The following is a 24,965-nucleotide window of genomic DNA, read 5'->3' as shown; positions in this document are numbered from 1 at the left end:
TAATAATTAAGTATCCTAAATAGATTTTTTTGAACCACATTACTTTGTTATATAATTTATATATAAATAAAAAACATTTCATAAAAATATTTTTATGAAATGTTTAACTATATTTATGTAAATAAAATTATATTTATAATTAAAATATATCTCAATTCTATTTTTTTATATTAATTAAATCTATTCTAAAATTATAATCTAAGGATTATTTAAATACTTTAATAGATACCCAAAATACCCAATGTTATAAAACCTTAAATTTAGATAATTGTATTACCTTTTCTTCATCCTCAAAGTTTTCTAAATTTTTTTCTAATTCTTCACTAGCATAATCAAATAATATTTCTTTTGTTTTTTCCTTTGCTTCCTTTTCTGTTTCAACATAATTTGTCATACCAAAAAATGAACAATTATTATTTTTTAACCATTTTGTAAATTCCTTAAAAAATTTTTCTCTATCTTCACCCTGTGGTATATTTATAGCTCCATTTATAGCTATAGCATTTTCCCCAATACAGACTTTTTCGCTGCCTTGGGTTATCATTTTACACATAATCTAGCTCCCTTCAAATTTCCATATAATTTATGTGTTGAATTTTTATTATTTGCATCATTTTACAATAATATTGAATTATAGTAAAGTCTAATATACTCTATTTTTCCACTGTATTTTTATATTATTAAATTTGTAAGGTATACTAGTCTTTATTTTTAAAAATTATACGCTTTTCCATGCTTTTTCAAGGTTTTTCAAATTACATATATCAATAATATGTTTATATTCATAATATATAAATTAGAAGGATTTCCTTCTCTTGCAAAAATCCCTTGTATTTAATTTATACTAACCTTATTATCCTAACTCTCCTTTACTCCTTTAATTCAATGTAGGAGTTTTTAAAAATAAAAAAAGTAAAAAGAAACACAATTATAATTGTGTTTCTTTTTACTTTAAATACGTTATCAAGTTCTCTTTTGGTTTTAAAGGTAATATTAAAGCCTTTAAACAAGAGGGTCGCTTATAACTGTAGTTTTTGGGTTTTTTGGGGTAATATTATAAAGTTCCTCTAGGTAAATCTTTATTTACCAACAAAACTAGTATATATTATATTTTTTTATAAATCAAATAAAAAAAACTTATAAAGAAACCCTCATTTGAAAAGTTTTATTAATAATATCATTTTTAAAATTTTAAAATTGTCATAATATATTGAATATGAATTTTATAAATAAAAACTTTCAAAATTTTTATTATAAAAAATCAATCTATATATTATATAATTTTTTTCATAATAAATTTAAATTTATGAAGTTTTTCTTTCACGGGCATCTGTATTTATTTTCCATGCTTTTATAAAAATATGGATTTTTTCATACTTATTTATAATTATTTCCATTAAACGCAACCATATTATAAAAATTAAGTTATTCTTAAAGTAACATTTTGAATATCACTGCAATTTTTAATGCAAATAAATTATATAAATATATATTCTATTTATATATATATTTTATAATTTTATAAAAAATTTTCCACTATTTTAGTTGTAATAAAGCTTTCCTTTAAGTAAAGCAACTTTTGATTTTTTAAGTTCATTTTTCAGAATACACTTTAAATTGATATTAAGTTTATTTTCTGATACAATTTTAAATGTATTTATATAAAGTAAATAATTTAATAAATATAAAGTATATTTGGAAAGGTGGAAATTATATGAATTTTTTAGAAAATTTTATATCGGTATTAAATAATTATCTATGGTCTTATATACTGATAGCATTGTTAATAACTTTAGGTTTATTCTTCTCTTTTAAATCTAAATTTGTTCAAATTAGATATTTTAAAGAAATGTTTCGATTATTAGGAGAAGGTGCAAGTAAATCTGGTAGAGAGAAACATAAAGGTAAAAAAGGTGTTTCTTCTTTTCAAGCCTTCTGTATAAGTACAGCTTCAAGAGTTGGTACTGGTAACTTAGCTGGGGTGGCTATTGCTATTGCTTCCGGAGGTCCTGGTGCTGTGTTTTGGATGTGGCTTATAGCTTTAATCGGTGGTGCTTCAAGTTTTGTTGAAAGCACTTTAGCACAAATATATAAAGTAGAAGACGAACATGGTTTTAGAGGCGGTCCTGCTTATTATATGGAAAAAGCTTTAAATAAGAAATGGATGGGCATAATATTCTCTATATTAATAACTATAAGTTATGGTCTTGTATTTAACTCTGTTCAAGCTAATACTATTTCTTTAGCTTTTGAACAAGCCTTTGGTGTAAACACTTTAATTATAGGATTAATCCTAGCAGTCCTTACCTCTCTTATTATATTTGGTGGTGTTAAAAGAATTGCTAGAGCTAGTGAAATTATTGTTCCTATAATGGCAATAACCTATGTAATAGTAGCTTTATTTGTTATTTTAAAAAATATAGGTAGTATTCCTAGTATATTTTCTCTTATTATAGAAAATGCTTTTGGTATAAAACAGGTTGTTGGTGGTGGATTAGGAGCTGCTGTACTTATGGGCATTAAAAGAGGATTATTTTCTAACGAAGCTGGAATGGGAAGTGCACCAAATGCTGCTGCAACAGCTAATGTTACTCATCCTGCTAAACAAGGACTTATTCAAACTTTAGGTGTATTTACAGATACTATATTAATATGTAGTGCAACTTCTTTCATAGTTTTAATTTCTGGTAGCTATTTAAAAAGTGACTTAACAGGAATTCAACTTACACAAACTGCATTAAGTTCGCAAGTAGGTTCTTGGGGAAATACCTTTATAGCCATATGTATATTCCTTTTTGCTTTTAGTTCTGTAATAGGTAACTACTACTATGGAGAAACAAACATCGAATTTTTAAAAGGAAGTAAAACTAGTCTTTTTTTATACAGAATATGTGTAATAGGTATGGTTATTTTTGGATCTATTGCTAAAATTCAAATAGTTTGGGATATGGCTGATCTATTCATGGGCTTTATGGCTATAATAAACTTAATCGCTATAACTATGTTATCTAAAATAGCTTTTGCAGCTCTAAAAGATTATGATAGACAAAAGAAACAAGGTATAGAACCTGTTTTTTATGCAGATAGTATTGAAGGTTTAAATAATATAGAATGCTGGCCAACTCGTGAAGAGTCAGAAAAATTAGCATAATATTAGTACTATTTATCAAATTGATCATAATAATAGGATGTCTTAAAATAGATTTAATTTTGAGACAGAAAAGATAAGAAAATACATGTAATAAACATATGAATAAGCTTTAATAGTTCTAAATCTGGTGAAATTAAAATTTGACCTAATTTCTTAAAGGCACCATCTTTAGTCTTCATAAGGAGATTAAGTATGGTGCCTTTCCGTGGTGGAAAATTTTTAATATAGTTAGATTTAGAATTTTTTTATATTATCACATTCGTTAGATACTATTGAATAATATTATGAGAATATAGAGTCACACTACCGCAACTCCATTTTTAAAAAGGAAAATGACGGCTTTAATTGTGTTTCAAAACCGTCATTTGGCTATTGTCTTTGAAATTCTAATCCAGGAAAACTATCTGCCATCATTAAAGCTTTTTATAATCGCAAGACAGTTTTAAAGGTGATATACCGTTTCTCCTTTATTTCTTTTTAGCTTCTCCACTAGATATAACACTACCCACAATGCTTAATCCTCCTAAAATAGCTGTCCATTTTTGTGAAGATAAAGCTCCAAATAAAATCAATCCTACACCCATTGTGCAGTTAACAACTGCACTGGCTTGTAAAGTGCGTTTACTTGGGTTAGGCAATTTAACGTTCACTCCAACTAAATCATTTAATTTTTTACAAGTTGCATTCATTTCTTCTATCATAATCTTTCCTCCTAAAAAATTGTAAATAATAATTGTATTCCGTGATTAGCAATTATCACTATCCCAATAGTGATACATATCCATGCGGCTGTATTTTTTTTCTTGTTTTTATTATTCAATACCAATCCAACTATAATCAAGCATATCCCGATTATTACTGAAATTATGGAAAGATTGAACATTACTTCTCTACTTGGAACTGGTACAAATGGCGGAATTTCAAATAAATCCATAAAAATATCCTCCTGCTATCAATATAAATCAGATGTTATTATTTTCTTTATGACAAGTACAGTAAAAATTAGTCCAATGACGCCAAACGTTATTGCCACTGCTGGAACAGAAATTAACCCCGCAGTGCTTCCCTGTGAATTAGATGTTATACATACAATTATCAGAGAAGAAACAATTGTAGCAATTGTTGATTTTCTTATCATCCCAATATATAAAGGAACAAGACCTAATAAAATGGCAGAAATAATGATTACTAACTGAATTAAAATATTATCCAATTGATAAGTTATAAAACTTATGTATCTGCTAAATATATAGATAGCCATATGCTGGAATACTTCTGAACTCAAATAGAATATCAACATAATGCCACAAACCAAAGTAATCTTTGCTGCTATCATTTTTTTACGATTGATTGGATAAGTATATAACAGCATAATTGTCTTGCTTTGATATTCCTCAACAATAATTGTTGCAATCAATACAGATTGCCAAACAATCAAAGTAGTCTTTATAAGCAGCTTAGCTATTGCTATTGTGCTTAACTGCAAAGGGGGTAATCCACTTGGTATAGATTGCATCGATGTAGTGGCAAATGTGGAGGATACAGAAACACTCAAAGCTAAAATGATAATGTTTGCTAATATGACTCCCAACAAATGTGGTTTTAGGGGAAATCGTTCCAACTCTAATTTTATTAAATGCTTCATAAAGCATTTCCTCCTTTTAGCAATTCTAAATAGTAAGATTCCAACTCTATTCCTTTATCCACTATTTCTGTCATAGAAATTTCTTTTAATATTATGCCTTTATCGATCACACCAATCCTATCTGCTATCTTAGCCATCTCACTCAAAATATGACTGGAAATAAGAATGGTCGTTCCATTCTCACGATTAATTTGCAAAAGCAGTTCTCTAATTTCTGTTATACCTTGTGGATCTAATCCGTTGATTGGTTCATCTAAAATCAATAACTCTGGATTTGTCAGAATAGCTCTAGCTAATGCGAGCCTTTGCTTCATCCCCAGCGAAAATTCTTTGACAGGCTTATCACCTTGATCCCCTATACCCGCTATATCCAACGTTTTTTCAATATTTTGAATGTATTGTGCTCCCATGTAGCCACAATGTAATTCAAGATTTTTATAGGCTGAAAAGTTATGATAAAAAACTGGAATCTCAATTAAACTACCCATTTTACTAAAAACAGCACAATTATTTTCTGTCAGTTCATTTCCCAAAATACAAATTGACCCCGAAGTAGGTTTTAAGATTCCGTATATAGTTTTCATCAAGGTGGTTTTTCCTGCACCATTTGCACCTAAAAAACCATATATCTCACCTTTTTTTACATTCATTGTAATGCCAGACAGGATAGCTTTTCCATCAATCTCTTTCGTTAAATCATGTATCTCAATTGCATATTCCTTTTTCATCTGTTCACGCTTTCACGCTGTTCACGTTTTAATACAGCTAAAATATTGTTGAAAGTTCCTACTAAAGCATATTTTGTACTTCCTAAATGTGGACTAGAAATCAAAGAAACCAGTTCCCACCCATCATTTCCTAGATTATTAAATTCGTTTTTCATAGAAGATGAAAAAATAGATATAGGTTGCCCTATTTCAAAGATTATGGTCTTGTATTCAAATATGTCCATTAATATTCCCCTCTTTACTCAAAAAGTCTATCCATGACGCTATCTAATAAAAAATCAAATATTTCAAGATGATTGTATGATAAATCGTCCTTCATGCTCACTGTATACAGCAATGCACCTATTACAGCATATGCTTTTTCTTTGTCAATTTTCAAATTAAGATTGGCATGTTCAATTGCATTATCAAAAAACGATAAATTATCAAATTTCAATTTTTCCACGCTGTCTTTTGGCAGCTTGTTCAAAAAAGATAAGAAATCAGGATTGTTAAAATCATATAAAAATGGAGAATTATTATACTCCCGAAAAAGCCATTTTATAGATTTGATAAATCCTGCCTTGCTCCTATCATTACCAACAATGTCCTGCAACCCACTTTTTAGTCTATCTTGTACTCGTTCCAAAGTTTCACAAAATAAATCTTCCTTAGAAGAATATAATAAGTAGAACGCTCCTGTTGATATTCCAATCTTTCTTGTCAATTCTCCCACACTTGTTTTTTTGTATCCATGTACTGCCCAGCTACGTTCACATTCTACGCATAGCTTAGCTCTCAATTCGTCTTTTTCTGCATCTGAAAAACCTTTTGGCCCTTTAGCCATTATTACCCCCTCCTTATATCATGAATATATTTATTTTTTAATTCATAATATAAATATAATGATATCTTACTGTTTTGTCAAGACGAAATATATCCATTTATTTTATTTTTGCCACACATCGTAACTGTTGTTCCTAATACACAAAATACTCTCATATAAACTGATACTGGTGCGACTGCCTGCCATACAAAATAGACGCTCATTTATGAACGTCTAAAGTATCTGAATATATTTTAAGTGCTAAAAAAGGGACACTATTTGCAAAAACAGTATCCCTTAACCTTTTTCATATTCAATTTTCAATTTATATCCTTTGGTACTACCCTAGAAACATTGATTTTATTTGATTTTTTTATGTTTTCTTCTGGTAACTTGCTATTGATATAATCTTTCATGTAATCACTGTTACCTTTTATTAAATCTATGTATTTTTAAGCTGTAGCTTGCTCAATTTCCTGTTCTTCAGAAGCAACTTTTAGTTCTGCAACGGTTCTTATTTTATAGTTTTTAAATACTATTGATCCTAAGAATCCAGCAAAAGCTCCTGCCAAAGCACAGAATATAGCTGCTATTGTAACTCTTTTAGGATCATTAAATCCATACATAACCATAAGTCCTGCTATTGGAGTTGCTGTTCCTGTAGCATTATTTATTAATCCAAAGTGAGTTACTATGATACCTGCAAGTCCCCCACCTATAAAGTTTGTAACATACACAGGTATAGGATTTGCTGAAATTACATCTGCCTGAGTCAGAGGCTCTATTGCAACTGCTATAGTTGTGCTTCTATCTCCAAATTTTAATCTGTGAAATAACACAAAATTCATAAAAGAAGATCCCATTACAGAAAGAGCTCCTATAGCCATTGGCAATCCCTTAAGTCCTAACATAGCTGTTAACGCCATAGAACTTAATGGTGCTGTTGCAACTACTGTTATAACTCCACCTAGTATAAATCCCATTATAATTGGGCTTTCATTAGCTGCTACTGTTATTATACCGCCTATATTTAATAGTGTAGCATTTACAACTGGAGTAGCTCCGTTTCCTATTAATCTAGCTAAAGGTGCTACCAAGGCCACACAGACAATTAAATCTAATCCTTTAGGTACTTTCTTTTCTATTATAGGAACTATAAAAGAAAGTGCATAACCAGCTACAAAACCTGGTAATATACCTAATCCATAACATGAAGCTCCTATTAATACAGCATATACTGGTGAAACCCCTAAAGCTAATGGAACTAAAGTAGCTGCTGCTGCTCCGCCCATTCCACCTGCTGCTAGTCCGGTATCTTTTAATAATTTAATATGTAACATATCTCCGCCTACATAGCTTTGAAATGCCTCTACAAGAAAAGTAGCTACTGCTGCATCTGCTAAAGCTCCCATAGCTTTCATTCCTTTTGGCGCTTTTAAACTAAATAAAGAAAATGCGCTTAAACAAAGTAATAATAATAAAGTCCCTTTAAAAATTACCAATTTTTCTTCCTCCCCTTATAAAATATTGAAATTAAATTTAAAATTTTAAAAAATGCTAACGTTTTCCCTAAGGAATTCTCAATATAATTTAGCTAACAATTATTTATTATATCAAAACTTTTATAATTGTCTATATATTTTTTCAATTTTTTATTATTTTTTTCACAATTACGAATATATAATAATAAAATATACATCTATAATCTAGTGTATTGGTATATATTCTATGTTTTTCATAAAAAACAATTTCATAATTTTGTTTATTTCTATTATTTTCATATAAATGAATTTTTTAAGTCATCTTTTCGTAAAAAATGATTTTTTTAAATAACAAATTTAAATAATACTTTCCAAAACATTTAAGAAGTTATGTTTTTTATGCTATAATTAATGTAAATTATAAAACTACATTAGGAGGCTAAAATGCAGTTAGGTGAAAAGATTAAATATTACAGAAAGAAAAAAGATCTTACTATAAAAGAATTATCAGAATTAACAAACCTATCTATAGGTTTTATAAGCAATTTGGAAAGAGATTTAAATAGCCCTTCTGTAAGTAATTTACAGCAAATTTGCGAAGTACTGGGAATAAATTTGATGGAAATATTAAAATCTACAGAGGATAAAGAATATATTGTATGTAAGGATAGTCGTAACGAAATTTTTTCTACAGATGATAAAAAAATAAAATTTGAAATGTTAACTAATGGAAATAAGGACTTGAATGCCATAGCTATAACTATAGAAGGAAATACAGATTATAATGATACTTCCTGGGGGCACAATTATGATGAATTAGGTATTGTAGTAAAAGGTACTTTAGAAATCCAAATGAACTCTCAAACTTATACTCTTCATGAAGGAGATAGTATTTATTTAAATAAATTTACTCCTCATAGATATAAAAATCCTTGCGAAGAAATTAATGTAACCTATTGGTTTTCTGTAAAAGAATAACATGATACATATAATCTGTTTATTATAAATTAACTTTTAAATACAAAAAGTTAATTCCTTTGAGAAATTTTAATATAACTTTTACTAAAAAAGCACGAATTAATTAGTTAATTAATTCGTGCTTGTAATATTTATATATTAACTTGTCCAATTCTTGACTCAATCTCAATATCTCCCCTTCATATAAAATTGAATCCATTTCTATCAGATTATTCAATCTTTCTCTTGTTTGTTCTAAAACTTTACCCATCATTTTTACCATCCCTATACATTTTTTATAAAATACGTATCTTATTATACATTTTATTACCATAAAATTCAACTTAAATTATCAAAGTAATTATTAATTTTTATTATAGTAACTATTTTTTTTCTTTATATAGTATATATATTTATTTTTTTACATATATATTACTTTATCCCTACACTGAATCTTCAAGATACTCTAAAAATTTTTACATATATAATCTAAATCAATTATACTTACACATTTAAAATATATTGAATTATCTAATAAAATTTAAAAATGTTATTTTATGTTTCTTTACTTAATATAATTTATCTGCTACAATTATAAAGTAATATATTTTGTTATATTGTTATATTTTAACTGAAATAAATATTTTCATATAAGGAAGGATAAATATGAGTAAAAATCATAAATTTGATAAACACTTTAATAATTTAAACGAAGAAAATCAAGAAAAGTATATAGAAGAAATGCATGAAATGGCAGATAAAGCTGCTAAGAAAAATAATTTAATCTTTGGAGCAGTAGTTATACCTATTGTGATTGTTTGTATATTAGTTGTTAAACAGATGGTTTCTTTCTCCTTTAACTTGGCTAAAGATGATAACGGAGCTAAAAATAATAATACCGAAATAACTAAAGATGTAAAAAATAATAATAAAGGAACAGACAAGAAAGGGGAAAACAAAGAAATTGCTTTAAATGAAAAAATAGCTAAATATATACAAGATAAAAATAATAGACAAAAATCCTTTAAAGAAGCAGTCTCTATAAATAAAGGTAGTGAAAAAGGTGTTTCTGTAATATTTATATCCCAATTATACAGAAATAATGACTATGATATACCGAAAAATACTATAAGTACTAAAGGATTATTAGAAGATTTAAAGAAAAAGAATTGGACAAAAGAAACAGATTATACCAAATTACAAAAAGGTGATATTTGTTTTACTACTGTAGACAGTGCTGGTTCTCCATCCCATGCATATATTTTTATGGGTTGGGTAAAAGAAGGAAAAACAGATTATGCTTATGTCTGCGATGGACAAACTTCTGATTACGATGATACATTACACAAGAGAAATTTAAGTGTTTCTACAGCAAAAAAAGATAAAATAGCTTTCTTTATGAAAGCTCCTAATGAAAAATAATTATTAAAGCTAGTCTATTAAGACTAGCTTTTTAATATAATTTTTTATCTTATATTTATAATAAAAATGTTCTTCACCTAAATATACTTTATTTAGGTGAAGTTAAATTTAAAACTTAGGAAAATATAAAATTTAAAACTTAGGAGTCTATATATTATTTTATACACATTTTATATTACTATACCTATATTTTGTTAAAATCATAATTTTAATTTTTAGGTTTATTTGCATTTTTTTGACCACTTTGTTGTCTTAATTTAGCATCTTTATTTCCTTCCATTGGTTTATTAGGTTTACTATTATTATTCTTTTTCATAAGCTCTCCTCCAAAAATATTATTAAATATAATTTTAATCTCATCTATATTATTTATATATTACTAAAAAACATACTATAAATTCACATATTTAAAATTTCCCCTATAAAAATAAATATATATTTATCTTTATTAATTCCTTAATATATTTATTTTTATGGGGAAAAATATTAATATATTTTATATTTAGGAGGTTTTTTTATGGAATCTAAACGAGCTAAACAAATAATAGACTCTAAAAAATATATTCCTGTTTATTATAAAAATACACCAGTTCATATAGAAAAAGTAGACAATAAAGAAAATATAGCTCATATTAAAAGTTTAAACACAGATAAAGAAATAGTTGTTAATGTAAAAACTCTTAGTGAATGTAACAAATTAAATAACTAAAGATAATATATAATTTAATAAAAGGTGCCGAAAATTAGCCTTCAGCACCTTTTATTAATATTATTTTATTCCTGTATGTCCAAATCCTCCGCCTCTATTTTCTCCTATTTCTTGAGGATTTTCACACTCTATAAAATTAGCTCTTTTATATTCTTTGAATACCATCTGAGCTATTCTTTCTCCTTTATTTATATATATAGTTCCGTATGGATTGCCTTTTTCATCTAAGTATATCTTTTGCTTCAATATACTTAAAGAATTACTAGTATCTAAATTTATATCTTCTTTACTATTTAAATAATCAATTAAAGATATTTCTTTATATTTTTCTTTTAAAACTTTTAATACATTAGGATCTTTTGCTATATCATAGGGCAAATTAGCTATATCATATGTATTTTCCAATATAACTCCTACTATGTCTCTATAATCACTATCTATAGTTCCTGGACTATTAGGAACTCTTAAATTAGTTTTTAAGGATAATCCACTTCTTGGTCTTATTTGTGCTTCCAAGTTTTCATCCATAGCCATAACAAAATTTAAGGGAATAACTTTTATTTCTCCTGGTTTTATCTCCATATACTTTGTAGCATATAAATCACACCCTGCAGCATTTAAAGATCCATAACTTGGTATTTTACCATTCTCTAAAACCTTTATATAAACATTAACTTTATTGTCCATACTCCTTCACCTCTTTTAACATAATCTTATACTTTTGTTAAGTATACAAGTATATATTATACTATAAAAATATATGATTATAATATTAATAAGCAATTTTTTATAAAATCTATATTATATCTTGCAACTTTTGTATAAATTCACTAAAAAACTTTATAATAATTGTTTTCACTTTCTTAATTTAATGTTATAATCATATTTAAGTCGTCCTTTGTTGATATTTTTTTGTTTTTTATGTAAAACATTATGCTACAAAGTGATGATTTTTTATTTTTTATAGTTTTTGTTTATTTAACAATTAAGTTATAATAGGTAAATATAAAATATTACTAATTATATTTGAGGTGTTTATATGGAAAAGAATAATTTAGAAATATATATATCCAAAGAAGCTTCAGAGAATTTATCAAACTTACTAAAAGAAAATCATTACTCTTGTGTTAGGCTTTCCTATGTGAAAAGCTGCTGTGCTAAAGGACGTTTAGATATAATATTAGATGATATTAAAGAAAAGGATTTAAAACATGAATATGATTCGATCATATTAGTTTATAACAATGAAGTTTCTAATAATATAAAAAAAGTAGAAATAATTTATAAAAATAATGATTTTATGATGAAAATTACTCCAAGAGATACTAATGGTTGTAAAAATGGTTGCTGTAAAAACAGCTCTTCTTCTAGTTGTAATAGCAATTGTAATAATAGTTGTAATAAAAAATGTCCTTATAAGAACAAAACTTGTTCTAAATCATAGCAAAATCTCATTTAGGATAAAACAAGAGGACTAAAAATATCTTTAATCTTAAAGATAGCAAATATAAAAAAATACACATAATAAACATATGAATAAACTTTAGTAGTTCTTAATATGGTATATTTAAAAATTATTCTAATTCATCACAGCCTAGAAGACTCCAGGCATTAAAGCAATGAGGGTTCCTTACTTTGTTAGAAAATTTTTAATGAATCTATTCTAGAACTTCTTAGCAAAATGACTTAGTTTATTAAGTGTATTTTTTATATTTTAGGTGTTAAAATTAAATCTATTTTATTTCGATATTCACTCTTATTTAAACACATTATAAAATTAATCATCATCCTCCTTTTCTGTATTATGAACTACATCATCTATAATTATAACCATAGCTAAAATAAGACTTTGACTAGCCCCTTCTTTAATATCCACTTCATAGGAATCTCTTATAGCTGGAAAATGTTTTTTTACTCTTGCTACAGTCTCTCCAGCTTTTTCTATAGTAAAATTAATATCTAATATATCTCCTTTTACTTCATAATCCCCTATGATACTTTCTACTGTAAATCTAGGCTTTAATATACTTATGTCTTTTTTCATGGTAGCTACTTGGTTTCCCCCCATATATATCAAATAAGTAGGTAAAATTTTTATAAATTTCTCTTTAATATATACTAATTCCCTATCCTCTATATCGTATATTTTTATTTTTTTAAACATAGACATAAGTATTTTTTGTGCTTTATATAGTTTTTCTCCATATTCATTTTCTATTATATATTTATCAGTTATAGAAAACAATTTTTGTTTTATTATAAATTTCAATATGTATCATCCTTTTTATAAATTAATATAGTAAATTTATTCTATCATAATTTTAAGTATATACTATTAAATATATAACTTATAAGAAAACATTAAGAATTTAAAATAATTTTATTATTAAATATATTCTACTAAAATAAATCTAACTCTTCTACATAAAAATAACAATTAAATTTATTTTTTTAACATTACTTAATTATTTGAATTATAAAAAAACAGCCCTTTTACTATGAAAATCTCAATAATAAAAGGAACTGCTACAATAAATTAATAAGAAATAAATTTATTATATATTTATAATAATTAGTGTCTACATTAAATATTTATAATATTTTTAATTTACTTTTGATTACATTTATTCTTATATCATTATTTATTTATAATATTTAAAACAAAGTTTAATTATAAAATTATATAAATACTACTTTAAATTAATAGGCTTTACAATAACTTTATTACCTTCTTTAGATACAATTGCGTCCATTGAAATATCTTGAAAAACTCCATTATATTTAAATTCTTCTTTTGATATAAGTTCTTTAACTTTATTTTCATTACTATTAATAAAAAATATTTTACCATTAGGAAGAATTTTTATATCTTTTTTGTTAATTGGACTTTCTAACTCTATGTCTTTTTTATTAATAGTTTTATCATCTAAGCTCCAATAATAAATTTTTTCTATAGTTCCTTCTTCCCTATCACCTTTTAGTTTACCTATATACATTACATCCTTATCATCTACACCTAAAAGACAATGATTAGCCCCATCTCTTATAGTTATTGGATAGTCTTTTCCTTCTACATGAATATTTCCATCATTTTTATTTTCATAAACTACCCTATCTTCGCTATTCATAAGAGCTATTTCTCCTAAGTTATTTCCTAAACTTCTTATCCTCTCTAACTGAGCCATAGTATTTACTCTATAAATTCTACTTCTTCCTTGTTCATTTTTCACCTTTAAATATATAGTATTAGTAGCTGTGGATAAGGTCATATTTTTTATATCATAATTATTATTTGGCAAATTAATTATAGTTTTTTTCCCATTTTCATCTTCCAACTGAAACTTTTCATTTTTTTCACTATCATAAGAAAACAAAGCTAAGAAACTACTATTATTTTCTGCAGATTTTTCTCCTATAAATAATATATTTCTATCTGGAAGCCATGCTGTATAATTAACTGTTCCATTTTTAAACTCTACATATTTTTCCTCTTTTTTAGCTACATTTATTATGACTATTTTATTTTCAGTGTGATAAGATATATATTCTCCATTGTAAGATATTTTTATATTTTCTGCATAATCTGGCACATCTATAGAAACAGTTTTTTTAATTTTTTTATCTTCTTCTTCTACCTTATTTATTTTAAAAGTTTTAGCAGAAGACAAATAAACTTTATCCACGAAAAGCAGAGCTGCAAAGGATAAACCAATAGCGATTAGTGTCCAAACAAATATAATTTTAATTTTTTTCATAAGTAAGTCTTCTCCTTTAAGGTTCTACATATATGGAAGTGGCTACTGTTCTTTCTCCATCCCAATTACAAGGTCTATTTATAACTTTTCCTTTATAATACATAGTTGAAGAGGATCCTCCATCTAAATTACTAGCATTAACTACTCCTCTTTGCAGCAGTATATTTTCTACCTCTTCTAGAGTAGCTCCTTGTTTTATCCCCCTTCTCCCATCTATAACTAATAAGACTATAGTTCCATCTTGCTTTTGTCCTATAGCAGTTCTAGGATTTATACCTTCATTATAAGGTATAGGCTTTCCATTAATTATTAATGTATTTCTAAAAGACAAGGCCTCTACTACTCCCATTTTTAAAAGTTCATCTACAGTATGATCTCCTACAACTAATAATCCTTCTTTTGTAAATGCTGTAATATTAGCCTTTTGGCCAGGTTTAAAATCATTGTAAATAACTTTACCATTAGATATTACAAGTCCTTCTGGATAAGCTCCGGTACCTGTCCAAAGTTTACCTGTGGATGATACGTCCCTAAATCCACCACCATTTACAGCAGCTACAGCTCCATGCCTCTCAGCCATTTTACTAGTTCTTTCACCCATTTTTCCCATATACTTTGTATATCCTATTTTTACTTTTTGGGGGTTTTTGATTTCTAATATATAACCATCAAATTTAGCTGTATTTATATCATATCTTTCTACTGAATTACCATATTTGTTCTTTATTTTTATATCACCATAATTTTCCTTTAAATTTGAATTTCTTATTCCTTTATCCTTATTTAAAATTTTATTTATTTCATCCTTCGATAAAAAAGTAGTGGCAATATACTGATGCTTATATGTAGCCATAGCTGTTCCCACTAATGTACTTTTTACATTATCAAAAGGTCCATAAAAGGCAATCAATAAAGAAAAAATTCCACCTACTATAACTTCATAAACTAAAAACAAAAATAGTCTTCCTATAAATGATTTTTTTTTCTTTTTTCTATTTTTTCTTCTTTTTATTTCCTTTTGTCTCTTTTTAGACATAAATACTCCTTTTTTTACTTAAAAATTATTTATGATTAACATATAAATTATATTGTAATTATACATTATATTTGTAACAAATGAGTTACAAATATAAAAACAATCCAAATTATACCATTCAATTTGGATTGTTACTTTATAATTATGATTTATATTTTTTATTATAACTCAATTCTTAATAAATTCACACAATTTTATTATTAATAAATTTATTTTTACAATTTATTAATAACAAGTCTTACTATTTAATTTATCTTCCACACTCATTAATGCTTCTCCAAATCTTTGGAAATGTACTACCTCTCTTTGTCTTAAAAATGCTAAAACATCTTTAATGTCGTGATCATCTGTTAAATTCATAAGATGCTCATAAACAGTTCTAGCCTTTTGTTCCGCTGCCATATTCTCATGAAGATTTGTTATAGGATCTGATGTAGATTGTACATATGCTGCTGTCCAAGGTACCCCATTAGCATCCGCCGGATATATAGCATTGCCATGTTGTGTATAATAAGATCCTAGCCCAGCTTCTCTCATTTCCTTAGGTGTTGCATTCTCCATGATTTGGTATGCCATAGTAGCAATTATCTCTACATGAGCTAATTCTTCTGTTCCTATATCTGTTAAAAGCCCCTTAGATTTAGAAGTTGGCATTGTATATCTTTGAGATAAGTATCTTAAAGCTGCACTCAATTCGCCATCTGGTCCACCATACTGCGCCAGAAGGAATTTCGCCATTCCCAAATCTTTGCTCTTCAAATTAACTGGATATTCTAATTTTTTTTCATAAATCCACATATATTATTCACTCCTATTTAAATGTTTCAACTACATTTTTGAATATTCTCTTTCCCAAGGCCAAGGTTGTGTTGTCCACTGCCATGGAAATTTACTTTTACTGTAACCAAAATTGAATAAAGGTCCAAACCTTTCTTCATATGTTTCTTTTAATTCCATTAGCTTACATGAAATTTCATTAAAATATTCTAAAGCTCTTTTATTTTCAGGATAATTGTCTAAATATAAGTTTAATTCTACAGCCGTAAACTGATATTGTTGTAGCATTAATAATAACTCTTCTCTTGAACATTTATCTAACATACTATCTCCTCCAAATATAAATATAACCTTTTGTTAATAGCGAGATTTATATGGTCTATATAAATCTGGAAACAAGGTCCCTCTTCGCAAAGCCTTTTCAACCTTATAAATTCTTTTAAATTTTTGTGGACATATAAAAGCTCTTGCTAATTCACATTCCTCCATGCTGCCCCAAAAATCTTTTCCACATTTCATATTATTCACTCCTTGAAATCTTATTTTGCACAATAAAAAAGGATTTCAGCTAAATCCCTGGGCTTTAATAACATACTATGTAACTTATATATATATTGTCACAATTCATTTTTAATAACTAATAAAAATATATCTATAAATTTTCATGTATTTCTCAAACAATATAACTAAAACAAATACCTACTTTACCCATGATTTGCTTTTATTATTTAACAATTTTTTATTAAAATGGTATCATTTATTAATAGAATGAGTATATTAATTTTTACTATTAGGAAAGGGGTTTTTTTATGAAAATGAAGAAACTATTAACCATGGTATTAGTAGCCTCAACCACTTTAGTGGCTGCTGCTTGTGGAAATAGTAATACAGCCAAAGAAACATCTACAAAAGAAAATATTAAGGATGGAGGTAATCTAGTATTTTCCATACGTGGTGAACCAGAAATACTTAATCCAATCTACGCTTACGATAGAGATACTATGACTATGGACAATGCTTTATTTGCACCTTTATTTTATATGAATGGAGATAAAATTGATTACACTCTAGCTGAAGAAGTAAAACATTCAGATGACTTTTTAACTTACACAGTAAAACTAAAAAAAGATTTAAAATGGCATGATGGTAAACCTTTAACTGCTGAGGATCTAATATTTACTATGAAACAAATAATGGATGAAAAACAGAATTCACCTTTTAGAAGTGCCTTTGTTATTAATGATAAACCTGTAGGGGTAAAAAAGGTAGATAACTTAACTGTAGAATTTAAACTGCCAACAGTTCAAATGCCTTTTATGAATTCTTTGGCTCAGGTATCTCCTATTCCTAAGCATGTATTTGAAGGAGAAAAAGATATTAAAAAAAGTGCTAAAAATGAAAAACCTATAGGTTCTGGTGCCTTTAAATTTAAAGAATCTAAAAAAGGTGAAAGTATAACTTTAGAAAAATTTGATAACTATGTTGGTGGAAAACCTCATCTTGATACCATAACCTATAGAATAATTGCAGATCCAAATTCTTCCCGTGTAGCTCTTGAAAATGGTGAAGTTTCTGCTAATTATATAGATATTAGTGGTATAAGTAAATTTGAAAAAAATGAAAAATTGAAAGTAATTGCCTACGATGAAGGTATGGTAGATAATTTAGTCTTAAATTGTAAAACAACAGGTCTAGATAAAAAAGAAGTTAGACAAGCTATAGCCTATGCTTTAAATAAAGATGATTTAATAAAGGCTGCTTATGAAAGTGAGAAATATGCTCCTAAAGCCTATTCTCCACTTCCTAAAAATGCCCTATATTATACAGAAGATGTTACTAAATATGACTTAAATAAAGATAAAGCAAAGGAATTACTAAAAAAATCCGGTGCTGAAAATTTAAAACTTAAACTGGTTTATAGAAATGATAAAAAGACTTTAGAAAATCAAGCTTTAGTAGTTAAAGAAAATTTAAAAGATATAGGAATAGATGTTGAATTAAAAGGCTTAGAAGCAAATGCCTTCTTCCAGCAAATTGATGATCCAGCTAAAGCTGATTTTGATTTAATATTTAATGGCTATGTAATGGGTAGTGAGCCTGATGCTTATAAAGAAGTATTTATGACAGGTGGTGCTTTCAATGCTTCTAGATATAATAATAAAAAATTAGATGATCTATGGAATAAAGCCGCTGTAGAAACTGATAAAACAAAGAGAGAAGAAATTTATAAAACTATTCAAAAGGAACTTATAGAAGATATGCCTGTATACCCAATTTGCTATTCTAATGCCACAATAGCAGTAAATAAAAATGTGGGGGGTATAAAAGAAGCTAAAACAGCTCCTGTATACATGTTCCAAGACTTATCAAAACTTTATATCATAGAAGAATAAAAATTTAATAACTAAAAGGACGGTATTAATTGGATCTCCCCTTTTAATACCGTTTATTTTTAAATAAACCTGGCATTTTAAACTTTTATAATAATTATTTATTCTTATTTAGTACATTAAAACAATAAAATTTAGCTAACAATTATTATTTTATTTTTACATTATATGATAAAAACAATTAAGAAAGGTAGGATATATTTGAGTAAATACATAAGAAAAAGAATTATAGAAGCAATTCCTATACTTATTTTCATCTCTATAATTTCTTTTTTACTAATAAAATTAGCACCTGGAGATCCTATTAGAGCCTTTATAAATCCGAAAATGAAGCCTTCTGATATAGCTAGAATCAGACATAATTTAGGTCTTGATAAACCTATATATATCCAATATATCTTATGGTTAAAAAATGTATTAAAAGGTGATTTAGGTTATTCTCTAATAAACTCTAGACCAATTTCTACACAAATAATAGAGAGACTTCCTGCAACCTTACTTCTTATGGGTTCCTCTTTATTAATCTCTTTAGTTTTAGGTATAATTTTTGGAGTAATTTCTGCGGTTAATAAAAATAAACTTATAGACAACATTCTTTCAATAATCTCTTATATCGGTATATCTATACCTAGTTTTTGGTTTGCTATGATACTAATATACATTTTTTCTGTTAACCTTAAATTGCTACCTAGTGTTGGTATGCATACCATAGGTGTAGATTCTAGATTAGATGTATTAAAGCATCTTATTTTACCTTGCACAGTATTAAGTTTTGGAAACATATCAGTTATTACTAGATATATAAGATCCAATGTAATCTCTGAACTGTCTGAAGATTATGTTATGATCGCCTATGCTAAAGGGTTATCTAAAAAAAGAATATTATATAAACACGTTTTAAAGAATGCTCTCTTGCCTATTATCACTATATTAGGCATGTCCTTGCCTAATTTAGTAGCTGGTGCTTTTATAACTGAAACTATTTTTGGATGGCCTGGTATGGGTAGACTAGGTATAAAAGCTATATTTGGTTTTGACTATCCTCTTATTATGGCTATAACTATGTTAACTTCTGTTTTACTTATAATAGGTAACCTTTTAGCAGACATATGTTATAGCTTAATAGATCCTAGAATTAAAGAGTTAGGTAGGTGATAAATTTGTTTTTGAATGAAAGACTTAAAATAAATTTAAAAATACAATTTAAAGAAAATAAATTAGGATATATATCTCTATCTATAATTTTAATATTAGTTCTTTCCTCAACCTTTTCTTTTTTATCCCCTTATGACCCTAACAAAATAGATTTATCTAACAAATTAGCTAATCCTAGTTTAAAACATTTATTTGGCACGGATGAAATGGGTAGAGATTATTTTACTCGATCTTTATATGGTGGAAAAGCTTCTTTAATGGTAGGTTTTATATCTATGATTATATCCACAACTCTAGGAACTATTGTAGGAACCTTTAGTGGTTATATAGGTGGAAAAATAGATAATATAATAATGAGAACCATAGATATATTAATGTGTATCCCAACCTTTTTTCTTATACTTATAATTAATGCCTACTTAAAACCTGGTATAGAAAATATAATTATTATTATTGGATTGTTTGGTTGGATGGACATAGCTAGAATAGTTAGAGCTCAAACCCTTTCGTTAAGAGAAAGAGAATATGTACTATGTTCAAAGGCTTTAGGTGCTCCTAACAATAGAATTATTTTTAAACATATAATTCCAAATGTTATCCCCTCTGTAATGGTAGCCTCTACTATAAATATTGCATCTGCTATTCTTACAGAGTCATCCCTTAGTTTTCTAGGCTTAGGAGTTAGAGCACCTAATTCCTCTTGGGGTAGTATGCTACAAAATGCTCAAGGTTTTATTTCCTCATCACCCTACTTAGCTATATTTCCTGGACTTTTTATACTTTTTACAGTTTTAAACTTTAATATATTAGGAGATATTTTTGCCACTGCATTTGATCCTAAAGCTAATAAATAATGCTCCTTTAAAAATAAACCATTATATACGATAAAAGTACTGTATATATTTAATGGTTTATTTTCATTTATATTAACTATACAGTAAATCGTTGACAAAATGTTCACAAGGTTATATACTAATACTGTGTATAGTGTATATATACAGTATTAGTGATAAAGGAGGTGTTCTATTGAGCATAATTAAAGCTACTGATGTAAAAAAAACTTTCACTATAGGTAAAATGAATGTAGACATACTTAAGGGGGTTTCTGTAGAAATTGAAAAAGGTGAATTTGTTGCTATTATTGGTGAATCTGGTTCTGGTAAATCTACCTTTTTAAATATATTAGGTGGTTTAATGCCCCCTTCCTCTGGCGATATTTTTATAGAAAATGAAAAAATCAATGGTCTTTCTGAAAATAATTTAGCATTATTTAGAAGACGTAATATAGGCTTCGTTTTTCAGTCCTATAATTTAATCCCTCAACTTACAGCTTTAGAAAATGTGGAAATGCCTCTTATTTTTTCAGGAATTTCTAAAAAAGAGAGAAAAAATAGGGCCTTTGAAATGCTTAAAAAAGTTGGACTTGAAGAAAGAGCTCATCATAAGCCTTCTGAACTATCCGGCGGGCAACAGCAAAGAGTTTCTATTGCTAGAGCTCTAGTAAACTATCCTAAAATAGTACTTGCAGATGAACCTACTGGAAATTTAGATAGCAAAAATAGTATAGAAATTCTAAATATATTAAAAGAATTAAATGAAACTACTGGACAAACCTTTGTGATTGTTACTCACTCTTCTCAAGTTTGTGATTATGCAAATAAAATAATAAAGGTGGTAGACGGAAAAGTATTTAATAACTAATTATCTTACATAAAATTATTTAGGAGGTGCTCAATAATGAAAAAAAGTTTTTTCCCTTTAATATTTTTATTAGTTCTATGTCTTTCCCCTATTTCATTAGCTCATGCTGAATCAGGAAGAATAACCTTAAACAAAGTAACCTCTTCTCCTGAAATAATAGAACCTGGAAGTAAATTTAAGATTAATTTTTCTATAACTAATAATAAAGAAGCTAATCTAAAAGATGTAGTTATAACCTTAGTTGGCTCAGAAGATAAAAAAGTCTTAACAGGTTTTTCTCCTGTTGGAAGTACCAATGAAATCTATGTAGGTCATATAGATGGTGAAACTTCTAAAGATGCAACTATAGAAATGGCCTGTGATCCTAATTTAAAAGCTGGGAATTATAATATTTTAGTTAAAATAGGCTATAAATTATATGGAGAATATGTAGAAGAAACTAGAATAATAGGTTTAATTTTAGGAAATAAACCTAACCTACTTATAACCTCTTTAGATTCCTCTAATAAGAATGGAGAAGGCAAAAAATTATCATTAAACTTTGTTAATAGTGGTAAATCCACTTTAAAAGATGTAATGGTAAATGTTAAAGCTAAGGATAAAACCTTCACTAAATATTTTGGCACTATGGAATCAGAAGATGAAAATGAATTTAAACAAGATTTAAACTTATCTGGTGATATAAAAGGTACTGTAGAAATAAGCTTTAAAGACGAATTAAACAAACCTTCTAAAGTTTCACAAGAATTCTCTATTAAGGGAAAGATTGATGACACTAATACTACTAAAAAAGAAAAAAATAGTTCTGGTATACTAGGTTTTTTTAAAGGCCTATTAGGAATAGGTGATTAATATGAAACTTACTGACCTTGCAGAAATTATATGGAGAAACCTTTTAAAAAGAAAAGGAAGAACATTCTTAACTATGCTAGGAGTAATTATAGGTAGTATAGCTATATATGTAATAATATCCCTAGGAAATGGCTTTGAAAAATATATGTCCTCACAGTTAAATTCCTTTGGAGATGTAAACATAATAAATATTTTCCCCTATTCAGATTCTACTGCAACCTATCAAGGAGGCAATATAAAAAATAGGAAAAAAATATTAAATGATAAAACTTTAAAGGAATTAAATAAATTAGAATTTGTAAACTATTCAATACCCAAACTTAATACTAATGCAGATATAGCTTATAAAAAATCAGAAATGAAGTCTAGTAATTTAACAGGTATGTCATTTAAAAATTATAGTAAAGATCATGAACTTTTATTTGGCAAATATCCTAATGATTCTAAAAATGAAGTGATTTTAGGTTATAAATTGGCTGCTTATCTTTTAAATAAAAAAGACGTAGATAAAGTAAAAGAAGAAGAAATAAAGAAAATTCTAAGGAAAAAATTAAAAGTAAAAGTTTCTAGACCAAATGAAAAAGGTGAAGAAGAATGGATAACCTATACCGTAAAAGTAAGTGGAATCTGTAAACAAAATTTCTCAGATGATTATCAAATTAAAACTCCTTTATCCTTTACTAAAAATATATTAATCTATAAAAACAATGATGAAAAATTTCTAAAAAATAAAGGTTATGAAAGTATAGATTTAGTGCTTAAAAGCCAAGAAAAAAGCAGTGAAGCAGAAAAATATCTAAAGGATAATGGATATTTATATCAATCCCTTAAAGAAATGCAGAGCAGCATAGGTAAAACCTTGAGTGGAATAAAACTAATATTAGGTGCCATAGGGGGTATTTCTTTATTGGTAGCAGCCTTTGGTATAGCCAATACAATGAACATGTCCATACTGGAGAGAAAAAAAGAGATTGGAGTTATGAAGGTAGTAGGTGCCTCTGTAGGAGATATAAAAAAGATATTTATAGGAGAAGCCACAGCCATAGGTTTTTCAGGAGGAGTTGTAGGATTACTTATAGGAAGCTTTATAAGCTTTGTAATAAATACAATGCTAAAATCTAAACTTTCTACTTCTTCTAGTGGTGATGTAAAAATAGCTGTATCTAGTATAGGCCTTGTAGCTTTTGTATTATTATTCTCATCCTGTGTAGGATTTTTATCTGGTTTATACCCAGCCTCTAAAGCAGCTAAGCTAGATGTAATAAGCTCTATAAAAGATGAATAACTTATTTTTATAAGGATAATTAAAATTCCCATAAAGATTTAATAATGCAATTATTTTTCTTTATATATTTAAACAAATTTATTATATTATATAGGAGGTTTCATTTATGGAACAACAAGAAAATGTAAATACTAATTTAAACTTAACTTTAAAAGAAAAATTTAAATTTTTCTTTACATCCCCTTCCAAATTATTTGAACATTATAGAGAAAACCCTAAATTTGGAATATTATTTTTAATAACAACTATTTGTGCAATCATTTATCAACTAATACGCTCTAATCTTACAAAGGAAATTGTAAAAAAACAAATGGAAAAACAATTTGAAGGATTAGATCCTCAAGCATTAGAAATGACAAAAAAAACTATGGATACTATGAATAGTCCTGCTCTAAAAATAGGTTCCGGCCTAATAGGTGTATTAATAGCTGTATTTGGTGCGGCTCTTTTAATATTTATAATTTTTAAGATTTCAAAAGTTGCTCTAAGCTATCAACAAACCGTAACATTATATTTAGTGGCTGGTTTATCCACTTGTATAGGTAGTATGTTTAAAGCTATATATATGCTTATAAGTAAAAAAGCTGTAGGTATTAATGCTATCTTAAATCCTTCTGTAAAAAATACTTTAATAGCTAATATTGATATTTTTAATATATGGTACTATGTACTTTTAGGTATTGGTATTTATACTATGGGAAAAACATCTAAGAAAAAAGCTACTATATTAACTATAATATTAGCAATTTTAAGCATTGGATTTATTGTTTTAACTGCTTCGCTTACAATGAACAAATAAAGTAAATAATATTATTATGAAAACTGTTGCGAAAATATGTTTATAAACAAACTAAAGCGTGGAAACTCTCCACGCTCTTTATGTTATATTTAATAAATAATACAATACATACCTTTAATTAATATTTTAAGCTTTTACTTTTTACTCATTCAACTAATATATAACAAAATAAATAAATATGACATATAATTTAATATATACATTATAATATAAACAAGCAAAATAATAATGCTATTAATAATGTTTAGATGAAGCTATTCCATTATTTCAAATAAACTATAACTAAAAATTACTTAATAATACATATTTCTATAGTT

28 protein-coding genes are annotated in these 24,965 nt (G+C 26.9%); 12 read left to right on the top strand and 16 right to left on the bottom strand.

The features are described 5' to 3' along the window. Positions 1-244: 244 nt before the first annotated feature. Positions 245-553, bottom strand: a complete 309-nt coding sequence (locus ACYUDJ_RS09720; protein ID WP_003487006.1) for a hypothetical protein — start codon at positions 551-553, stop codon at positions 245-247. Between the two features lie 1,161 nt (positions 554-1,714). On the opposite strand from ACYUDJ_RS09720, the gene ACYUDJ_RS09715 reads away from it, so the two are divergent. After that, positions 1,715-3,151, top strand: coding sequence for an alanine/glycine:cation symporter family protein (locus ACYUDJ_RS09715; protein ID WP_042385293.1), 1,437 nt, complete (start codon positions 1,715-1,717; stop codon positions 3,149-3,151). Positions 3,152-3,618: 467 nt separating this feature from the next. On the opposite strand, the gene ACYUDJ_RS09710 is transcribed toward ACYUDJ_RS09715, so the two are convergent. The 7 genes from ACYUDJ_RS09710 to ACYUDJ_RS09680 form a co-directional block, all read right to left on the bottom strand. After that, positions 3,619-3,852, bottom strand: a complete 234-nt coding sequence (locus ACYUDJ_RS09710) for a hypothetical protein (protein ID WP_003487010.1) — start codon at positions 3,850-3,852, stop codon at positions 3,619-3,621. 11 nt (positions 3,853-3,863) lie between these two features. Next, the gene (locus tag ACYUDJ_RS09705; protein ID WP_003487012.1) at positions 3,864-4,085 is read right to left on the bottom strand and encodes a hypothetical protein; all 222 of its coding nucleotides are present in this window, start codon (positions 4,083-4,085) and stop codon (positions 3,864-3,866) included. An 18-nt stretch (positions 4,086-4,103) separates the two neighbouring features. After that, entirely contained in the window at positions 4,104-4,796 is a 693-nt protein-coding gene (locus tag ACYUDJ_RS09700) for an ABC transporter permease (RefSeq protein ID WP_003487014.1), read from the bottom strand. Beyond that, positions 4,793-5,524, bottom strand: a complete 732-nt coding sequence (locus ACYUDJ_RS09695; RefSeq protein ID WP_003487016.1) for an ABC transporter ATP-binding protein — start codon at positions 5,522-5,524, stop codon at positions 4,793-4,795. The genes ACYUDJ_RS09700 and ACYUDJ_RS09695 overlap by 4 nt, the downstream gene beginning before the upstream one ends. Further along, entirely contained in the window at positions 5,521-5,748 is a 228-nt protein-coding gene (locus ACYUDJ_RS09690; RefSeq protein ID WP_003487018.1) for a DUF4177 domain-containing protein, read from the bottom strand. The genes ACYUDJ_RS09695 and ACYUDJ_RS09690 overlap by 4 nt, the downstream gene beginning before the upstream one ends. Positions 5,749-5,762: 14 nt before the next feature. Then, the gene (locus ACYUDJ_RS09685; protein WP_003487020.1) at positions 5,763-6,350 is read right to left on the bottom strand and encodes a TetR/AcrR family transcriptional regulator; all 588 of its coding nucleotides are present in this window, start codon (positions 6,348-6,350) and stop codon (positions 5,763-5,765) included. Positions 6,351-6,781: 431 nt separating this feature from the next. Continuing rightward, a complete protein-coding gene (locus ACYUDJ_RS09680) occupies positions 6,782-7,831 on the bottom strand; it encodes a PTS sugar transporter subunit IIC (protein ID WP_003487022.1) in 1,050 nt (349 codons plus the stop codon). A 423-nt stretch (positions 7,832-8,254) separates the two neighbouring features. Between ACYUDJ_RS09680 and ACYUDJ_RS09675 the strand changes: the two genes are divergently transcribed. Beyond that, on the top strand, positions 8,255-8,788 hold the full coding sequence (locus ACYUDJ_RS09675) for a helix-turn-helix domain-containing protein (protein WP_003487024.1): 534 nt from the start codon (positions 8,255-8,257) through the stop codon (positions 8,786-8,788). Positions 8,789-8,891: 103 nt separating this feature from the next. On the opposite strand, the gene ACYUDJ_RS09670 is transcribed toward ACYUDJ_RS09675, so the two are convergent. Then, a complete protein-coding gene (locus tag ACYUDJ_RS09670) occupies positions 8,892-9,038 on the bottom strand; it encodes an aspartyl-phosphate phosphatase Spo0E family protein (RefSeq protein WP_042385580.1) in 147 nt (48 codons plus the stop codon). 395 nt (positions 9,039-9,433) lie between these two features. Between ACYUDJ_RS09670 and ACYUDJ_RS09665 the strand changes: the two genes are divergently transcribed. After that, positions 9,434-10,189 (top strand): hypothetical protein, encoded by a 756-nt coding sequence (locus ACYUDJ_RS09665; protein WP_003487027.1) that lies wholly within the window; start codon positions 9,434-9,436, stop codon positions 10,187-10,189. 517 nt (positions 10,190-10,706) lie between these two features. Further along, entirely contained in the window at positions 10,707-10,898 is a 192-nt protein-coding gene (locus tag ACYUDJ_RS09660) for an H-type small acid-soluble spore protein (protein WP_003487029.1), read from the top strand. 60 nt (positions 10,899-10,958) lie between these two features. Here the strand turns inward: ACYUDJ_RS09660 and ACYUDJ_RS09655 are convergent, their stop codons facing one another. After that, positions 10,959-11,585: a dUTP diphosphatase gene (locus ACYUDJ_RS09655; protein WP_003487031.1), complete on the bottom strand. Its 627-nt coding sequence runs from the start codon at positions 11,583-11,585 to the stop codon at positions 10,959-10,961. A 352-nt stretch (positions 11,586-11,937) separates the two neighbouring features. On the opposite strand from ACYUDJ_RS09655, the gene ACYUDJ_RS09650 reads away from it, so the two are divergent. Beyond that, entirely contained in the window at positions 11,938-12,342 is a 405-nt protein-coding gene (locus tag ACYUDJ_RS09650; RefSeq protein ID WP_003487032.1) for a hypothetical protein, read from the top strand. A gap of 333 nt (positions 12,343-12,675) precedes the next feature. Here the strand turns inward: ACYUDJ_RS09650 and ACYUDJ_RS09645 are convergent, their stop codons facing one another. The 6 genes from ACYUDJ_RS09645 to ACYUDJ_RS09620 all read right to left on the bottom strand — a co-directional run bounded on the left by ACYUDJ_RS09645 (position 12,676) and on the right by ACYUDJ_RS09620 (position 16,985). Continuing rightward, positions 12,676-13,167, bottom strand: coding sequence for an LURP-one-related/scramblase family protein (locus ACYUDJ_RS09645; RefSeq protein WP_003487034.1), 492 nt, complete (start codon positions 13,165-13,167; stop codon positions 12,676-12,678). A gap of 421 nt (positions 13,168-13,588) precedes the next feature. Next, positions 13,589-14,653, bottom strand: coding sequence for a hypothetical protein (locus ACYUDJ_RS09640; protein ID WP_003487036.1), 1,065 nt, complete (start codon positions 14,651-14,653; stop codon positions 13,589-13,591). Positions 14,654-14,669: 16 nt separating this feature from the next. Further along, positions 14,670-15,689 carry a phosphodiester glycosidase family protein gene (locus ACYUDJ_RS09635; protein WP_003487039.1) on the bottom strand — a complete coding sequence of 340 codons (1,020 nt, stop codon included), beginning with the start codon at positions 15,687-15,689 and terminating at the stop codon, positions 14,670-14,672. 225 nt (positions 15,690-15,914) lie between these two features. Further along, positions 15,915-16,487, bottom strand: coding sequence for a manganese catalase family protein (locus ACYUDJ_RS09630; protein ID WP_003487040.1), 573 nt, complete (start codon positions 16,485-16,487; stop codon positions 15,915-15,917). A 30-nt stretch (positions 16,488-16,517) separates the two neighbouring features. Then, the gene (locus tag ACYUDJ_RS09625) at positions 16,518-16,790 is read right to left on the bottom strand and encodes a spore coat protein CotJB (protein ID WP_003487041.1); all 273 of its coding nucleotides are present in this window, start codon (positions 16,788-16,790) and stop codon (positions 16,518-16,520) included. A 33-nt stretch (positions 16,791-16,823) separates the two neighbouring features. Further along, positions 16,824-16,985, bottom strand: a complete 162-nt coding sequence (locus ACYUDJ_RS09620; RefSeq protein ID WP_003487042.1) for a spore coat associated protein CotJA — start codon at positions 16,983-16,985, stop codon at positions 16,824-16,826. Positions 16,986-17,275: 290 nt separating this feature from the next. Between ACYUDJ_RS09620 and ACYUDJ_RS09615 the strand changes: the two genes are divergently transcribed. From ACYUDJ_RS09615 to ACYUDJ_RS09585, 7 genes are all read left to right on the top strand, one after another. Next, entirely contained in the window at positions 17,276-18,859 is a 1,584-nt protein-coding gene (locus tag ACYUDJ_RS09615) for an ABC transporter substrate-binding protein (protein WP_003487043.1), read from the top strand. A gap of 198 nt (positions 18,860-19,057) precedes the next feature. Further along, on the top strand, positions 19,058-20,011 hold the full coding sequence (locus tag ACYUDJ_RS09610) for an ABC transporter permease (RefSeq protein WP_042385301.1): 954 nt from the start codon (positions 19,058-19,060) through the stop codon (positions 20,009-20,011). Positions 20,012-20,016: 5 nt separating this feature from the next. Further along, a complete protein-coding gene (locus ACYUDJ_RS09605; RefSeq protein ID WP_042385584.1) occupies positions 20,017-20,865 on the top strand; it encodes an ABC transporter permease in 849 nt (282 codons plus the stop codon). 172 nt (positions 20,866-21,037) lie between these two features. Beyond that, positions 21,038-21,712, top strand: coding sequence for an ABC transporter ATP-binding protein (locus ACYUDJ_RS09600; RefSeq protein WP_080333506.1), 675 nt, complete (start codon positions 21,038-21,040; stop codon positions 21,710-21,712). A 36-nt stretch (positions 21,713-21,748) separates the two neighbouring features. Then, positions 21,749-22,564 carry a COG1361 S-layer family protein gene (locus tag ACYUDJ_RS09595; RefSeq protein WP_003487048.1) on the top strand — a complete coding sequence of 272 codons (816 nt, stop codon included), beginning with the start codon at positions 21,749-21,751 and terminating at the stop codon, positions 22,562-22,564. Between the two features lies 1 nt (position 22,565). Continuing rightward, positions 22,566-23,849 (top strand): ABC transporter permease, encoded by a 1,284-nt coding sequence (locus ACYUDJ_RS09590; protein ID WP_042385304.1) that lies wholly within the window; start codon positions 22,566-22,568, stop codon positions 23,847-23,849. Between the two features lie 106 nt (positions 23,850-23,955). Then, positions 23,956-24,648 carry a Yip1 family protein gene (locus ACYUDJ_RS09585; protein ID WP_003487051.1) on the top strand — a complete coding sequence of 231 codons (693 nt, stop codon included), beginning with the start codon at positions 23,956-23,958 and terminating at the stop codon, positions 24,646-24,648. Positions 24,649-24,965 lie beyond the last annotated feature (317 nt).

This window comes from Clostridium sp. CTA-6 (assembly GCF_054768115.1).
Note: the sequence above shows the minus strand (reverse complement) of the source record. Positions and strands in the feature narration are given on the sequence as shown.

Bases quoted from the DNA above. Each gene is read 5' to 3' on its own strand.
- ACYUDJ_RS09615 (WP_003487043.1), top strand. From the start codon at position 17,276: ATGAAAATGAAGAAACTATTAACCATGGTATTAGTAGCCTCAACCACT.
- ACYUDJ_RS09655 (WP_003487031.1), bottom strand. From the start codon at position 11,585: ATGGACAATAAAGTTAATGTTTATATAAAGGTTTTAGAGAATGGTAAA.
- ACYUDJ_RS09675 (WP_003487024.1), top strand. From the start codon at position 8,255: ATGCAGTTAGGTGAAAAGATTAAATATTACAGAAAGAAAAAAGATCTT.
- ACYUDJ_RS09635 (WP_003487039.1), bottom strand. From the start codon at position 15,689: ATGTCTAAAAAGAGACAAAAGGAAATAAAAAGAAGAAAAAATAGAAAA.
- ACYUDJ_RS09585 (WP_003487051.1), top strand. From the start codon at position 23,956: ATGGAACAACAAGAAAATGTAAATACTAATTTAAACTTAACTTTAAAA.
- ACYUDJ_RS09670 (WP_042385580.1), bottom strand. From the start codon at position 9,038: ATGGGTAAAGTTTTAGAACAAACAAGAGAAAGATTGAATAATCTGATA.
- ACYUDJ_RS09650 (WP_003487032.1), top strand. From the start codon at position 11,938: ATGGAAAAGAATAATTTAGAAATATATATATCCAAAGAAGCTTCAGAG.
- ACYUDJ_RS09665 (WP_003487027.1), top strand. From the start codon at position 9,434: ATGAGTAAAAATCATAAATTTGATAAACACTTTAATAATTTAAACGAA.
- ACYUDJ_RS09695 (WP_003487016.1), bottom strand. From the start codon at position 5,524: ATGAAAAAGGAATATGCAATTGAGATACATGATTTAACGAAAGAGATT.
- ACYUDJ_RS09700 (WP_003487014.1), bottom strand. From the start codon at position 4,796: ATGAAGCATTTAATAAAATTAGAGTTGGAACGATTTCCCCTAAAACCA.
- ACYUDJ_RS09595 (WP_003487048.1), top strand. From the start codon at position 21,749: ATGAAAAAAAGTTTTTTCCCTTTAATATTTTTATTAGTTCTATGTCTT.
- ACYUDJ_RS09620 (WP_003487042.1), bottom strand. From the start codon at position 16,985: ATGAAATGTGGAAAAGATTTTTGGGGCAGCATGGAGGAATGTGAATTA.
- ACYUDJ_RS09720 (WP_003487006.1), bottom strand. From the start codon at position 553: ATGTGTAAAATGATAACCCAAGGCAGCGAAAAAGTCTGTATTGGGGAA.
- ACYUDJ_RS09660 (WP_003487029.1), top strand. From the start codon at position 10,707: ATGGAATCTAAACGAGCTAAACAAATAATAGACTCTAAAAAATATATT.
- ACYUDJ_RS09625 (WP_003487041.1), bottom strand. From the start codon at position 16,790: ATGTTAGATAAATGTTCAAGAGAAGAGTTATTATTAATGCTACAACAA.
- ACYUDJ_RS09640 (WP_003487036.1), bottom strand. From the start codon at position 14,653: ATGAAAAAAATTAAAATTATATTTGTTTGGACACTAATCGCTATTGGT.
- ACYUDJ_RS09685 (WP_003487020.1), bottom strand. From the start codon at position 6,350: ATGGCTAAAGGGCCAAAAGGTTTTTCAGATGCAGAAAAAGACGAATTG.
- ACYUDJ_RS09710 (WP_003487010.1), bottom strand. From the start codon at position 3,852: ATGATAGAAGAAATGAATGCAACTTGTAAAAAATTAAATGATTTAGTT.
- ACYUDJ_RS09630 (WP_003487040.1), bottom strand. From the start codon at position 16,487: ATGTGGATTTATGAAAAAAAATTAGAATATCCAGTTAATTTGAAGAGC.
- ACYUDJ_RS09705 (WP_003487012.1), bottom strand. From the start codon at position 4,085: ATGGATTTATTTGAAATTCCGCCATTTGTACCAGTTCCAAGTAGAGAA.
- ACYUDJ_RS09715 (WP_042385293.1), top strand. From the start codon at position 1,715: ATGAATTTTTTAGAAAATTTTATATCGGTATTAAATAATTATCTATGG.
- ACYUDJ_RS09690 (WP_003487018.1), bottom strand. From the start codon at position 5,748: ATGGACATATTTGAATACAAGACCATAATCTTTGAAATAGGGCAACCT.
- ACYUDJ_RS09590 (WP_042385304.1), top strand. From the start codon at position 22,566: ATGAAACTTACTGACCTTGCAGAAATTATATGGAGAAACCTTTTAAAA.